Origin of the sequence: Paraburkholderia phenazinium (assembly GCF_900142845.1) — a bacterium.
In the GTDB taxonomy this organism is placed as follows: domain Bacteria; phylum Pseudomonadota; class Gammaproteobacteria; order Burkholderiales; family Burkholderiaceae; genus Paraburkholderia; species Paraburkholderia phenazinium_A.
In genome coordinates this window covers 2,942,354-2,955,398 of the sequence record NZ_FSRU01000002.1, presented here as the reverse complement: position 1 = coordinate 2,955,398, position 13,045 = coordinate 2,942,354, and the positions used below count along the sequence as shown (strand labels likewise).

Annotated in this window: 10 protein-coding genes; 8 read left to right on the top strand and 2 right to left on the bottom strand. The window is 65.1% G+C overall.

Features of this window, described 5'->3' with window-relative positions:
- Window positions 1–696: 696 nt before the first annotated feature.
- From BUS12_RS30250 to BUS12_RS30235, 4 genes are all read left to right on the top strand, one after another.
- A complete protein-coding gene (locus BUS12_RS30250; protein WP_074301021.1) occupies window positions 697–1,269 on the top strand; it encodes a TetR/AcrR family transcriptional regulator in 573 nt (190 codons plus the stop codon).
- Window positions 1,270–1,338: 69 nt separating this feature from the next.
- On the top strand, window positions 1,339–2,202 hold the full coding sequence (locus BUS12_RS30245) for an SDR family NAD(P)-dependent oxidoreductase (RefSeq protein ID WP_074301020.1): 864 nt from the start codon (window positions 1,339–1,341) through the stop codon (window positions 2,200–2,202).
- Window positions 2,203–2,213: 11 nt separating this feature from the next.
- A complete protein-coding gene (locus BUS12_RS30240) occupies window positions 2,214–3,164 on the top strand; it encodes an oxidoreductase (RefSeq protein WP_074301019.1) in 951 nt (316 codons plus the stop codon).
- The gene (locus tag BUS12_RS30235; RefSeq protein WP_074301018.1) at window positions 3,161–3,877 is read left to right on the top strand and encodes a Rossmann-fold NAD(P)-binding domain-containing protein; all 717 of its coding nucleotides are present in this window, start codon (window positions 3,161–3,163) and stop codon (window positions 3,875–3,877) included. Before BUS12_RS30240 ends, BUS12_RS30235 begins: the two co-directional genes overlap by 4 nt.
- 29 nt (window positions 3,878–3,906) lie before the next feature.
- Here the strand turns inward: BUS12_RS30235 and BUS12_RS30230 are convergent, their stop codons facing one another.
- Complete coding sequence (locus tag BUS12_RS30230; RefSeq protein ID WP_074301017.1) at window positions 3,907–5,310, bottom strand: GGDEF domain-containing protein; 1,404 nt, start codon at window positions 5,308–5,310, stop codon at window positions 3,907–3,909.
- A 300-nt stretch (window positions 5,311–5,610) separates the two neighbouring features.
- Here BUS12_RS30230 and BUS12_RS30225 point away from each other — a divergent pair, with 300 nt between their 5' ends.
- The 4 genes from BUS12_RS30225 (at window position 5,611) to BUS12_RS30210 (ending at window position 11,268) form a co-directional block, all read left to right on the top strand.
- Window positions 5,611–7,122 carry a sensor domain-containing diguanylate cyclase gene (locus tag BUS12_RS30225; RefSeq protein WP_074301016.1) on the top strand — a complete coding sequence of 504 codons (1,512 nt, stop codon included), beginning with the start codon at window positions 5,611–5,613 and terminating at the stop codon, window positions 7,120–7,122.
- A gap of 99 nt (window positions 7,123–7,221) precedes the next feature.
- Complete coding sequence (locus tag BUS12_RS30220; RefSeq protein ID WP_074301784.1) at window positions 7,222–7,827, top strand: DUF2239 family protein; 606 nt, start codon at window positions 7,222–7,224, stop codon at window positions 7,825–7,827.
- Between the two features lie 322 nt (window positions 7,828–8,149).
- Entirely contained in the window at window positions 8,150–9,700 is a 1,551-nt protein-coding gene (locus BUS12_RS30215) for a methyl-accepting chemotaxis protein (protein ID WP_074301015.1), read from the top strand.
- Window positions 9,701–9,960: 260 nt separating this feature from the next.
- A complete protein-coding gene (locus BUS12_RS30210; protein WP_074301014.1) occupies window positions 9,961–11,268 on the top strand; it encodes a solute carrier family 23 protein in 1,308 nt (435 codons plus the stop codon).
- 9 nt (window positions 11,269–11,277) lie between these two features.
- Here the strand turns inward: BUS12_RS30210 and BUS12_RS30205 are convergent, their stop codons facing one another.
- Window positions 11,278–12,945, bottom strand: coding sequence for a Na+/H+ antiporter (locus BUS12_RS30205; RefSeq protein WP_074301013.1), 1,668 nt, complete (start codon window positions 12,943–12,945; stop codon window positions 11,278–11,280).
- Between the last annotated feature and the right edge of the window lie 100 nt (window positions 12,946–13,045).

The window sequence follows — 13,045 nt, the reverse complement described above, 5'->3', positions numbered from 1 at the left end:
CAGTATTGGGTTTTGACGTCAGCAGGCGACGCCGAGGCTGGGCCTCGTGCGGTCGCTGCCTGCGGATACGGTGGTTCGAAGCGCGGTGTGTCGGAGCGCGGATGCATCTTGCTGTTGCCGGCACGGCCTGCGGACTCACGATGGATGTCGCACAGCCTGTGACGGCGGCGAAGCATCCGGCCCGGCCGCGTGGTTTTGCGCTGAGAGTCCGGTGCCGAAACGCAAAAGTAAGGTTGGTATCAACCTCAATGCAAGGCGGCCCGCGGACCTGAACTTACCGATTTAAGTGGTGGTTTGTTTTTTGCCGGGTGAATCCTACCGGACGATATTTCTTAGGTCTGCCGAAAAGACGTAACGAGCTGTAACGTATGAACAATAGATCCCGCGGCGGTGCGAATCACGCACCAGGCCTGTGAAACAGGGGTCAAACGCTATTCTGATCGTGCGCAATACGGCGTGTTTTGAGGAGAAATTGGTGTGCCACTTTTTTATGATGCACACCTAAATAACTGACGACGCGAGCGAGGCTCCAATCATCATATTTCAACTGTCTTTCATTTCGTCGGATGTGTCGGGCTTGAATCGAAGCTGGCGAGCGTGGCGGAGCGGGACGGGCAAAAGTCGCACTTGCACTAGTCGGTCGTCGTGTTTATGATTGAGTATTCACTCATTATTCAAGTTGGATCCGAAACGCGCATGGCCCGTCCGAAAAGCGAAGACAAACGCAACGCCATCCTGGCTGCGGCCACTCAGGTGATCGCGGAGCAGGGGCTGGGTGCGCCGACTGCGCGGATCGCGAAGGTCGCCGGCGTGGCGGAAGGCACGCTCTTCACCTATTTCGAAAGCAAGGACGCCTTGCTGAACGAACTGTATCTCGACATCAAGTCGGACATGCGGGAGGTGATGATGGCTGGCTATCCAAAGGCGGCGAGCATTCGGGCGCGTTCGCGCCACGTGTGGCAGAAATACGTGGACTGGGGCGTCGCCTTTCCGCACAAGCGCCGGGCCGTCGCGCAACTGGCTGTCTCCGACCGCCTGAGCGAGCCGACCCGCGCGGCGGGCATGCGGGCGTTTGCCGACGTCAACGAGATGATGCAGGCGAGCGTCGCCAGCGGCGTGTTGCGCGATCATCCGCCGGCTTTCGTGGCGGCCATCATGGGGGCGTTGGCGGACACCACCATGGAATTCATCGAACGCGAGCCCGCTCAGGCAGAGCGGTACCGCGACGCAGGTTTTGAGGCGTTCTGGAACGCCGTCGCTAAAGGCTGAAGTTTGGTCGAAATTTTTTATGTAGTTAATGAGTGATTACATGCTCATCTAAACCGAAAGGAGTGCATCATGGCAAAGGTCTGGCTGGTTACAGGTAGCGCGCGCGGACTCGGGCGCAAGATTGTCGAAGCCGCGTTGGCAGCCGGGGAGCGGGTGGTCGCGACGGCGCGCAATCCGCAGCACCTCGCGGATCTCGTCGAGCAGTACGGCGAGCAGGTGCGCGCGGTCGCACTCGACGTCACGGATGCCGCCGCCGCGCAGGCTGCCGTCGCGGCGACGCTCGACGCGTTCGGGCGGCTCGACGTGCTGGTCAACAATGCCGGCTTCGGTCACCTCGCGCCGTTCGAGCAGGCTAGCGAAGACGACTTTCGCGCGCAGATCGACACCAACTTCTACGGCGTGGTCAACGTCACGCGCGCAGCGATCCCCATTTTGCGCAAGCAACGCAGCGGCCACATCATCCAGATTTCGTCGGTGGGCGGCCGCATCGGCATGCCGGGGTTCAGCGCCTATCAATCGGCCAAGTGGGCAGTGGGCGGATTTACCGAAGTGGTGAGCCAGGAACTGGCGCCGCTCGGCATCAAGGTCACGGCGCTCGAACCGGGCGGCATGAAAACCGAGTGGGGCAACGAAGCAAGTAACGCGCTGCCCGAACTGCTGGAGGACTATGCTCCTTCTGTTGGCGCCATCATTGGGCTGCTGGGCCAGCACGTCGGCAAGGAAACCAGCGATCCGGCGAAGGTGGCGCAGGTCGTGCTGAAGCTTGCTTATCACGAGCAGACGCCGGTGCACCTGCTGCTCGGCAGCGACGCGCTTCACTTCTTCGGCGAAGCGGACAAGGCACGCGCGGCAAGTGCCGCTGCATGGCGCGAGGTGAGCCTCGCAACCGACTTTGCTGCACCCGCTGCACTGCCGGACTTCCCACAATCCTGAGGACGGGCACTATGGTTCACTGGACCACCGACGACATGCCACGGCAAACCGGGCGCCTCGCGGTGATCACCGGCGCGACCGGCGGGCTCGGCTTCGAAACCGCGCTCGCGCTGGCCGGGGCGGGCGCGCAGGTGGTGCTGACCGGGCGCAATGCGGCCAAGGGCAGCGCGGCGCTCGCGGCGATCCGCGCGCAATATCCAGCGGCGTCGATCGCCTACGAGCATCTCGATCTGGCGAGCCTCGCGTCGGTGCGCGAGTTTGCCGAGCGCTTCGCCGGCGATCACGACGCGCTCGATCTGCTGGTCAACAACGCGGGCGTCATGACGCCGCCCGCTCGCCAGACCACCGCGGATGGTTTCGAATTGCAGTTCGGCACCAACTATCTGGCGCATTTTGCGCTGACGGCGCAACTGCTGCCGGTGCTTCGCAACGGCCGGCAAGCGCGCGTCGTCAATCTGAGCAGCATCGCCCACAAGCTACACGCCGCCATCCATTTCGACGATCTGCAATGGGCCCGCCGTTATGACCCATGGGCCGCGTATGGGCAATCGAAACTCGCCATGCTGATGTTCGCTCTGGAACTGCAACGCCGCAGCGACGCCAATAGATGGGGACTCCTTAGCAATGCGGCGCATCCAGGGTTCGCGCGTACGGATCTGATCGCCAACGGGCCGGGTGCGGATGGCTTCATGCAAACCGTCAACCGCCTGACGATTCAACCGCTGATGAGTCACTCGGCTGCGGCAGGCGCATTGCCTACCCTGCTGGCGGCCACGGCGCCCGAAGCGATGCCGGGCGGCTACTACGGTCCGAGTGGACTGTTCGAGCTGAAGGGGCCGCCGGGTGTGGCCGCTATCGCGCCGCGAGCGCAAGACCGGGCGGTGGCTGCCCGCCTGTGGGATGTATCTGAAGCGCTGACCAACCTTCGTTGGCCGCGTACCGAACCGGAGCAGGTGTCATGAGAGTTTTGTTATTCGGCGCAACCGGCATGGTGGGACAAGGCGTGCTGCGCGAGTGCCTGCGGGCCAAGGACGTCGAGTTCGTGCAGACCGTGGGCCGCTCGCCGACCGGCCAGCTTGATCCGCGTCTCACCGAGATCGTCCACCCGGACATGATGGACTACCGCGCGATCGAGTCGTCGCTACAAGGCTTCGATGCGTGCTTCTTTTGCCTCGGCGTGTCGTCGTTCCGCATGCAGGAGGCCGACTACAGCCGCCTGACCTACGACCTGACGCTGGCAGCCGCCCGCACGCTGGCGCGCCTCAATCCGCAGATGACCTTCGTGTACGTCTCCGGACGCGGCACCGACAGCAGCGAGCACGGCCGCAGCATGTGGGCGCGCGTCAAAGGCCGCACGGAGAACGCGCTGAAGTTGCTGCCGTTCCGCGCGGTCTATCTGTTCCGTCCCGGGGTGATCGAGCCGCTCCACGGCATCCAGTCCAAAACGCGCATGTACCGGTTGCTCTATCCGCTCTTGCGGCCGGTGATGGCGCTTATGCGCCTGTTGACGCCGAATCAGATCGTGACGACCGAGGAGGTCGGCCTCGCGATGCTCGCGGTAGCGCGACGGCCCGACGCGGCGCGAGCGGTGCTGGAGCCGGCGGATATCAGCGCGATCTGCCGCACGCCGGCGGGCCCGGCGGGGACGCCGCCGCTGACGCCGCGCGCAGGATAGTGTGATTGTTTGGCGCAACCGGTCTCGCCTCAGGTGGCGATGACCCGGTTGCGGCCCAGATGTTTCGCCCGATAAAGCCGCTCGTCGGCGGCGCGCAGGATAGCGTCGATGGTGTCGCCATCGCGGCCGAACTGCGACACGCCGATGCTCACGGTGAGGGCGACGCTCTTGCCGGACTGCCCCCCAAACACGCCGTTGGCGACCGCTTCGCGAATCCGCTCGGCCACCGACTGCCCAACCGCCAGCACCACCTGCGGCAGCAGCACCATGAACTCTTCGCCGCCCACGCGTGCGACGCCGTCATACGGCCGGATGGCGTCGAGACAGCGCTGCACGAAGCCGCGCAAGATCTCATCGCCGACCTGATGTCCGTACGAATCGTTGATCGCCTTGAAGTGGTCGAGATCGAGCGCGAGCAGCGAAAACGGCGCGCCGCCGCGTTTCGCGCGCTCGATCTCGGCGTCCACCATGTCGATGAATTGGCGCCGGTTGGCAGCGCCCGTCAGCGGATCGGTGGCGGCGAGATGCTCGAGCTTGAGGTTGGTGCGCTTCAACTCCTGCAAGGCGCTCTCGGTGCGCGCCATCGCTTCGGCAAGACGCGCCATCAGCTCTTCCTGGCTGTAGATCGTCGCGAACGAGCGGGTGGTGCGGAACGCCTGGACGACGCCGTAACTCAGCAAAAAGAACCCTGCGGCGAAGATTGCGTGAGCGAGCCACCACATGTGATTCCACGGCCGCCCCAGGATGAAGGCGAGTGAAGACAGCGCGAACGACGTCACCGAGATGCCGAAAATCTTCATCAGCGGCGAGTAGATCCGCCGCGCCAGCAGGATCGCCACATTCACGCTCGAGAGCAGCAGCGCGCCGCCTTCGAGCGACAGGCGCACCGCGAGCTCGCCTGCGATCGGCGAGTAGGCGAGGATGCCCACCGCCACATCGATTGCGAGGAACAGGGCGATCCATCCGAGCCAGCGGCGCGGCGCGCGGCGCGCCGGCACGGGATCGGGCGGCTGATGCCACGCCAGCAGCGCGACGAGCAGCAGCGCCGACATCGCCAGCCGCGACGCCGGACCGTATAGCAGGAACAGCCACATGTTGTGATGCGCCATGCCGGTGAAGGCGCCGTGCAGCGCGTAGATCAGCACGAAGGCCAGAAAGCCCAGCGTCAGCCAGCGCAGCAGGGGCTCGCCGGACGACAGATAGCATTGCCAGGCAACATAGGCGACGAACAGGCCTTCGAGCGTCGCCGCGGCAATCGCGACTTCGTGGAAAACGTGGTTTTCGAACGTGAGGGCGGGGTTCTGGAAAACGTAGAGATAGGCGATCAGGTAGGCCGGGATCAGCGCAAAGCCGGCGATCAGCAGGCTGACGTAGGCCCGGGTGACAGCCCGCACGGCTGCGGATGGCTCGTCCGCGACAACGCTTGGTGTCATCGATTTTCCTCCGGAAACCTGAACGATTTGCCGTGACCTTGCCTGCGGGCGCGGCCGTCGTGTGCTCGCCGTTCGACCATTCTTCAGCTTTAATGATCAGTATAGGCATCGCTGCGGGGCATTAAGCAAAATAAGAAATGCGCCGATATACCGGATAGGCGTCTGTTACGCTACCGCTTCCAGGAATCCGCGCGCGAAGGCATGATCCGCCTCATGCCCACTGCGCTTTCTGGCCGGGCCGCGATTGCAGTCCCCGATAACGCGCGTAGGCCAACGCGCATGCTCGACACAACCAGACACATGGTGACGCGCCGACCGAATGCCGTGATTGTCATCAGCCTCGCGCTAGCCGGCGCGATCCTCGCGATCGCCATCTGGGTGCTGGCGCAGATGCGCGACGATGCCTTGCGGCGCGCCCAGGACTCGGCCGGGAACGTTTCCCTGCTGGTCGAGCGCGACGTGGCGCGCAACCTCGAACTGTACGATTTGTCGCTGCTGGCGGTCATCGCCGGTCTCAAGCAGCCGGGTGTGATGGCCTTGCCGCCCGCGATCCGTCAGCTGGTGCTGTTCGACGGCGCCGCGAGCGCCCAGGACATGGGCTCGATGCTCGTGCTGGACGAAGCCGGCAACGCCATTATCGATTCGCAGTCCGTGCCGCCGCGGCACATCAATTCCGCGGACCGCGACTATTTCGTGGTTCATCGCAATTCACCCGACGTCGGGCTGTACGTTAGCCGGCCGTTCAAGTCGAGGCTCTCCAACGCCGGCATGAGCATCGCGCTGAGCCGGCGCCTCTCGCACCCGGACGGAAGCTTCGCCGGCGTGGTGGTCGGCACGCTGCGGCTCGAGTATTTCCACCGCCTCTTTGCCGGGATGAACCTCGGCAATAGCGGCTCGATGGCGCTGATGCTGGCCAACGGCACGATGCTGATGCGGCGCCCCTACGACCCGAAAATCATCGGCATCAGTCTGGTCGGCACGGCGAACTACACCCGCTTCACGCTGCAGGACAGCGGCGATTTCTTCGGCACGGCTTCCATCGACGGTGTGGAGCGCTGGTACGCGTTCCGCCATATCGACCGCTTTCCGCTGCTGCTCGACGTCGCGATCTCCACGCGCGATATCTACGCCGGCTGGCGGCGCCGCGCCTGGATTATCGGCAGCCTGATCGGCTCGCTCGACATGGCGATCATCGCGCTCGCGGTGCTGTTCTCGCAACAGCTCAGACGCCGCCAGGAAGTGGAAGAAGCGTTGCGGGTACTGGCCCGCACGGATGGACTGACAGGGCTGAACAACCGCCGCACCTTCGAGGAACGCGCGGAAGAGGCGTGGCTTCTGATGCAGCGCAGCGGGCGGCCCTTGTCGATGCTGCTGATCGACGTCGACAACTTCAAGGGCTTCAACGATCTCTACGGCCACTCGGCCGGCGACGATGCGCTGGTGGCGGTGGCCCGCTGCATCGACGGCAACGTCCGGCGGCCCAGCGACGTGGCCGCGCGCTACGGCGGCGAGGAATTCGCCGTGCTGTTGCCCGACACCGATGCCGGCGGTGCGGCGCAGATCGCCGAACAGATTCGCGCGGCCGTGCAGGCGCTGGTGTTGGGCCACGTCGCCAGTGCGCATCACGTGCTGACCATCAGCATCGGCATTGCCAGTACGGCGAGCCACGCCTTCGCCACCTACCGGGCATTCGTCAACGCGGCCGACACGGCCCTCTACGAGGCCAAGGATGCGGGCCGCAACCGCATCCTCGCCTATCCGGTCGCGGCGCGTGCCGACAGCCCGGGCATGGTGACGCAACCGGGGCATTAGGCGGGCCGACGCGGGGGCACAGTGTTTTATCCGGGTGATATTGCGTTCTAATTTTACCCGGGTATAATTAACGAAAATCGATGAATGAGGATTTTCGTGATGACCCCGCAAGCAAGCACATGTACCGCCTTCGAAGGCCTTCGACGCATTGCCTCAGGCACACGCAAGGAGGTTGCGCTGGCGCTCAGGCGGGTGATCGAGCGCGGCGAACAGGCGCCGGTGCTGGTGTTCGACGACGAGACCAGTCAGCCCGTCGAATTCGACTTGCGCGGCACGGCGGACGAAGTGCTCGCAAGACTGCAGCGCGAGGAGCCGGGTGCAGAAGGCGAGCCCGCAGAGTCCGTTGGGGAAGGCACGCCTCGCGGCCGCGGCCGGCCGAAGCTCGGCGTAGTGGCGCGCGAAGTCACACTGCTGCCGCGTCATTGGGACTGGCTGAACAGCCAGTCGGGCGGGGCCTCGGTGGCGTTGCGCAAACTGGTGGAAGCGGCGCGGCTCGCGGGCGACGACAAAGACCGTATGCGTCGTGCGCAGGAAGCGGCCTACCGCTTCATGACCGCGCTGGCCGGCAATCTGCCGGGTTATGAGGAAGCGACCCGGGCGCTGTATGCCGCTGATCCCGTGCGTTTCGACGCCTCAATCGCGCAATGGCCCACCGATGTGCGCGAGCATACGGCGAAGCTCGCCGCGCGGGCATTGAGCCAGTAACACCATCGACAAACCAGCAGGCGAAAAAAAACCGCTCACGCTGGGGAAACGTGAGCGGCAAGTCGGAGAGTTACAACATCGCATGCGCAATACATGGGGTCACGCAGCAGAAGCCAGTGTAGCCAGCGGGTAATCCCCGATAAATCAGACAAATCCCAATCCCGATAAGGCTTTGCGAGACGCAGCCTTTCAACATCCTGTCCCGGTTATTCCCGCCATTAGCAGGTCAAGTCGCCCACTGCGCGGCCGTAAAAGGACTGGACGCGCTATTGCGCGTACTGTCGACGCCGCATTGGCGCGAAGCTCAGTCGAGGATGGTGAAATGAAGTGGTTCGAGCGCATGACGGTGTTGCAAAGCCTGCTGTTGGCATTCGCGATCGTGATCGGATTTTGTGCGGTGGTCGGGGCCACCGGCCTGATGACGCTAGCGTCGATGCATGACCTTACCAACGAGATCGGCAGCCGGCATATGGACGGTCTCTACTGGATGGAAGAAGCGAACCGCAACAAGATCGATGCGGACCTCGCAGCGGCGAATCTCGGCTACGCGGAAGACGATGCCGGTCGCCGGCGTCTCGATGCCGGCATCGTCGCCTCGCTCAAGAGCATGCACGACGCCTACGATCGCTACCGGGCTACGCTCTCCACCAGCAAGGGCCAGGCGCTGTTCGCCGAGGTGCTGCGCAAGTCGGCGGTGTGGGAAGGGATCGTGCATCAGCAGATTGGCGCGGAGCCGATTCCGGCGGGTGTCGACAACAAGGAACTGGTGCGCCGCGCGATTGCGTCGAGCGAAGCCTTGCGCGACAGCATCGTGCAGGTGATCGATTACCGCCGCCAGCAGGCGAGCGATGCGCAGGTCCAGGCCGCAGCCAGCTACCGGCAGATGCGTATCGTGCTGTCGTCGCTCGTGCTGGGTGCGCTCGTGGCCGGCATGCTGCTGGCGTGGCTGATTGCGCGTCGGCTCAGGCGCCAACTCGGCGGCGAACCCGGCTACGCCGCGCAGATTGCCAACCGTATCGCGGATGGCGACCTCAGCGTGCGAGTCGACACTCGCGCCGGCGATACCCACAGCCTGCTGTTCGCACTCCGCAATATGCGCGAACGGCTTGCCGGGATCGTCTCGGGCATCAGCGAATCGAGCGAGTCGATCCTGCTTGCTTCCGGCGAGATCGCCCAGGGCAATACCGATCTGTCGCAGCGTACGGAAGAGCAGGCCGCGTCGCTCGAAGAGACCGCGTCGAGCATGGAGCAGTTGACCGCGACCGTGCGGCAGAACGCCGACAACGCGCAGCAGGCGAGCGGCGTGGCGCATGGCGCGTCGGAGGTGGCGGCGCGCGGCAGCGATCTGGTGGGCGACGTGGTCGAGACCATGCGCGAACTGGCTGCGGGCTCGAAGCGCATGACCGACATCATTGCGGTGATCGAGGGCATCGCCTTCCAGACCAATATCCTGGCGCTCAACGCGGCTGTCGAAGCGGCCCGCGCGGGCGAGCAGGGCCGCGGCTTCGCGGTGGTAGCCGGCGAGGTGCGCTCGCTTGCGCAACGCAGCGCGTTGTCGGCCAAAGAGATCAAGGAGCTGATCGAAAATTCGACGTCACGTGTCGGCAGCGGCGCCGCGCTCGCCGAGCGCGCCGGGCACACGATGGCCGAAGTCACCCAGGCGGTGAAGCGTGTGACCGACATCATGGGTGAAATCTCTGCTGCATCGCACGAACAGAGCACGGGCATCGAACAGGTGAACCGCGCCGTCGCTCAGATGGATGAGGTCACCCAGCAGAATGCGGCGCTGGTCGAGCAGGCCGCGGCCGCAGCGGCGTCGATGGCGGACCAGGCGCGCGAACTGAAGACCGCGGTCGCGGTGTTCGCGCTCTAGGCGCCTCGGGTGGCTCCGGTGCATCAGGCGCACCGCGAGCCGTAGTTGCATCGGGCGCGCAAGGCCCGTGCTTGCCGCAGCGCGTCCACGAGTTCGCTTGTCAGCGCCAGACGCTCTCCGTACACTCGCGCGTAATTTAAACCACGCGTCGAACAAGGCGTCGATCGGAGTGCGCGCTTGCACGGCGGCTCTGAGAGAGGCGCCGCCCAGGCGGCAGCCACGCCCGACGCACACCACGCCGATAGAGGAGAACCCCCGCCATGGCCGATTCCTACTTCCCCCGCTGGCGAACGCAGCCGAGCGCCGCCGAGGGCCGCGTCGTCAACACCGACGAGCGGCTCGCCTGGCCGCAGATGCTGGCAATGGGCATCCAGCACGTCGTTGCGATGTTCGGCTCGACCGTGCTTGCGCCGCTGCTGATGGGCTTCGATCCGAACCTGTGCATTTTCATGTCGGGTATCGGCACGCTGCTGTTCTTTGTGGTGGTGGGCGGCCGGGTGCCGAGCTATCTCGGTTCGAGCTTCGCGTTCATCGGCCTCGTGATTGCCGTGACCGGCTACGGCGGACACGGTCCCAACCTGAACATCCCCGTGGCGCTCGGTGGGATCATCGCGTGCGGCGTGGTGTACGCGATCATCGGGCTGATCGTCGCGGCGGTTGGCACGAAGTGGATCGAAACGCTGATGCCGCCGCTCGTGACGGGCGCGATCGTCTGCGTGATCGGCCTCAACCTCGCGCCGATCGCCGTCAAGGGCGTGAGCGGCAGCAACTTCGATTCGTGGATGGCGCTCGTCACCGTGCTATGCGTGGCCGCCGTGGCGGTGTTTGCGCGCGGCATGCTGCAGCGGCTGCTGATTCTGGTGGGCCTGCTGGTCGCCTACGTGATCTATGCGATCGTCACGAACGGACTCGGTATGGGTAAGCCCATCGACTTCTCGATCGTCGCCAACGCCGCCTGGTTCGGCATGCCGCACTTCACCGCGCCGGCGTTCAACGCTCAGGCCATGACGTTGCTCGCGCCGATCGCCGTGATCCTCGTCGCGGAAAATCTCGGTCACATCAAGGCCGTAAGCGCGATGACCGGCCAGAACCTCGATCGCTACGTGGGCCGCGCCTTCATTGGCGACGGTCTCGCCACTATCGTCTCGGGCTTCTCGGGCGGCACCGGCGTCACGACTTACGCGGAAAACATTGGCGTGATGGCGGTCACCAAAATCTACTCGACGCTGGTGTTCGTGATTGCCGCCGTGATCGCGCTGGTGCTCGGCTTCTCGCCGAAGTTCGGTGCGGTGATCCAGACGATTCCCGGGCCGGTGCTGGGCGGCGTGTCGATCGTGGTGTTCGGGCTGATTGCGGTGACGGGCGCGCGCATCTGGGTCGTCAACAAGGTGGACTTCTCCGACAACCGCAATCTGATCGTCGCCGCCGTGACGCTCGTGCTGGGCGCGGGCGATTTCTCGCTGAAGCTGGGCGGCTTTGCGCTCGGCGGTATCGGTACCGCTACCTTCGGCGCGATCATTCTGTACGCACTGTTGCGTCGCAAGCCGGCGCAGCAGCCAGCGGTGTGAGCGTGCCGGTCACGCGCGCGCCACGCCGCGCGTGATTAACGCAGTCTCCGACAGATCCACTTCGCGCATCAGCTTGTTGAGCGTCTCGTCGTTGATCTTCTGCTCGTTGCGCAGCGCAAGCAGCACGGCGCGTTCGGCGCGCATCGCCGCCAGCTTCATCTGAAACTCCAGCGCTTCCGCGCGCCGCGCCTGCTCGCTCGGCGCGGTGGCTTCATCGCCGAGGGTGGCCAGACGCCGGCGGTAGATATCCATCACGCGCGCCGCCACATCCGCGGCATAGGCGAAGGCCGATTCGTCGAGGTCGGCGCTGGCGGTCTCATGCAGACCGTCGATGGCGCGGATCGCCGCTTGCGCCGCGAGCTTGCGGGCGAGCCGTTCTTCGGCGGCGTTCGGATCGCGCCCGCGCCGCCAGCCGCGCAGCAAAAGCGGCAGCCCGATCACCGCTATCAGCAGCGACGCCAGAATCACACCCGAGGCGATAAAGATCGCGAGATCGCGGCCAGGCAGTGGAACGCCGTTGGGCAACGCCTCCGGCAGCGACAGTACGCCGGCCATCGTCACCGCGCCGCGCACGCCGGCCACCGTCGTCACCGTGACGGTGCGCAGGCCCGGCACCGCGCTGCTCATCCCCTGTTTGGCCGCGCCGCGACTGGCGAACCAGCGCAGCAGCCAGACCCACACGAAGCGCAGCGCGTACAGCGCGAGCGCCACCGCCGCGATATAGCCGATCAGCCGCGCCATCTGTTCGTTGCTGGTCTCGTGCGCATCGATCAGCGCGCGGCCGAGGATATGTGGGAACTGCAGCCCGAGCAGGATGAACACCATGCCGTTGAAGACGAACTCGATCATCGTCCACGTGCTGTTGGCCCGCACGCGCGCCGAGACCGGCCCCGCATTCGCGATGCTGGTGTAGTTCATCATCATCCCGGCGGCCACGGCGGCGAGGATGCCCGACCAGCCGAAATGCTCCGCAAACAGATAAGCCGCGAACGGAATCAGAAGCGTCATCACGACGCCCGGCGCGGGGTCGCCTTCCTCGGTGACGCTCAGAAAGCGTGCGGACGCGAAGCCGAACAGCCAGCTCACGGCGGCTCCCGTCGCCAGACCGCCCAGGGCGATGATCACGAAGCTGACCGACGCGTCGCGCAGCGAGAACACGCCGGTCAACGCGGCGGCAATCGCGAACTTCAGCGCGACGAGGCCCGACGCGTCGTTCATCAGCGCCTCGCCTTCGAGGATGTGCATGAGGTTCGCGGGAATCCGGTTCTTGCCGGCGATCCCGGTCAGCGCGACCGCATCGGTCGGCGATAGCACGGCGGCGAGCGCAAAGGCGACCGGCAGCGAAATCTCCGGCACCAGCGCATGCACGAAGTAGCCGACCGCCAGCACCGTCATGAACACGAGACCCAGCGCGAGCAGCAGGATCGAGCGCCGCGCCATGAAGAACTCGCGCTTCGGGATGCGCCATCCATCCGCGAACAACAGCGGCGGAATGAAGAGCATCATGAAGATTTCCGGATCGAAGGTGACGTGCAGGCCGAGCCTCGGCCACGCGAGCAGCGCACCGAGGGCGATCTGCACGAGCGGCAGCGGCAGCTTGAAGGGCAGCACGCGGACGCCGACACCGGAGACGGCCACCGCGAGCAGGAGAATCAGGACGGTGAAAACAATTTCCATCTGGCAGGCCCGTGAACACCAGCGCGAATTTTAGCCCGAGGCCGCGCCTGGCCGGCGCGAGGTATGCAGCGAACGGCCGGATTGCGCCGCGCCGCGTGCG

What these genes read in the sequence shown, in the direction of transcription:
- BUS12_RS30225 (WP_074301016.1), top strand. Translation starts at nt 5,611, where the DNA reads ATGGTGACGCGCCGACCGAATGCCGTGATTGTCATCAGCCTCGCGCTA.
- BUS12_RS30215 (WP_074301015.1), top strand. Translation starts at nt 8,150, where the DNA reads ATGAAGTGGTTCGAGCGCATGACGGTGTTGCAAAGCCTGCTGTTGGCA.
- BUS12_RS30220 (WP_074301784.1), top strand. Translation starts at nt 7,222, where the DNA reads ATGACCCCGCAAGCAAGCACATGTACCGCCTTCGAAGGCCTTCGACGC.
- BUS12_RS30240 (WP_074301019.1), top strand. Translation starts at nt 2,214, where the DNA reads ATGGTTCACTGGACCACCGACGACATGCCACGGCAAACCGGGCGCCTC.
- BUS12_RS30245 (WP_074301020.1), top strand. Translation starts at nt 1,339, where the DNA reads ATGGCAAAGGTCTGGCTGGTTACAGGTAGCGCGCGCGGACTCGGGCGC.
- BUS12_RS30210 (WP_074301014.1), top strand. Translation starts at nt 9,961, where the DNA reads ATGGCCGATTCCTACTTCCCCCGCTGGCGAACGCAGCCGAGCGCCGCC.
- BUS12_RS30235 (WP_074301018.1), top strand. Translation starts at nt 3,161, where the DNA reads ATGAGAGTTTTGTTATTCGGCGCAACCGGCATGGTGGGACAAGGCGTG.
- BUS12_RS30250 (WP_074301021.1), top strand. Translation starts at nt 697, where the DNA reads ATGGCCCGTCCGAAAAGCGAAGACAAACGCAACGCCATCCTGGCTGCG.
- BUS12_RS30230 (WP_074301017.1), bottom strand. Translation starts at nt 5,310, where the DNA reads ATGACACCAAGCGTTGTCGCGGACGAGCCATCCGCAGCCGTGCGGGCT.
- BUS12_RS30205 (WP_074301013.1), bottom strand. Translation starts at nt 12,945, where the DNA reads ATGGAAATTGTTTTCACCGTCCTGATTCTCCTGCTCGCGGTGGCCGTC.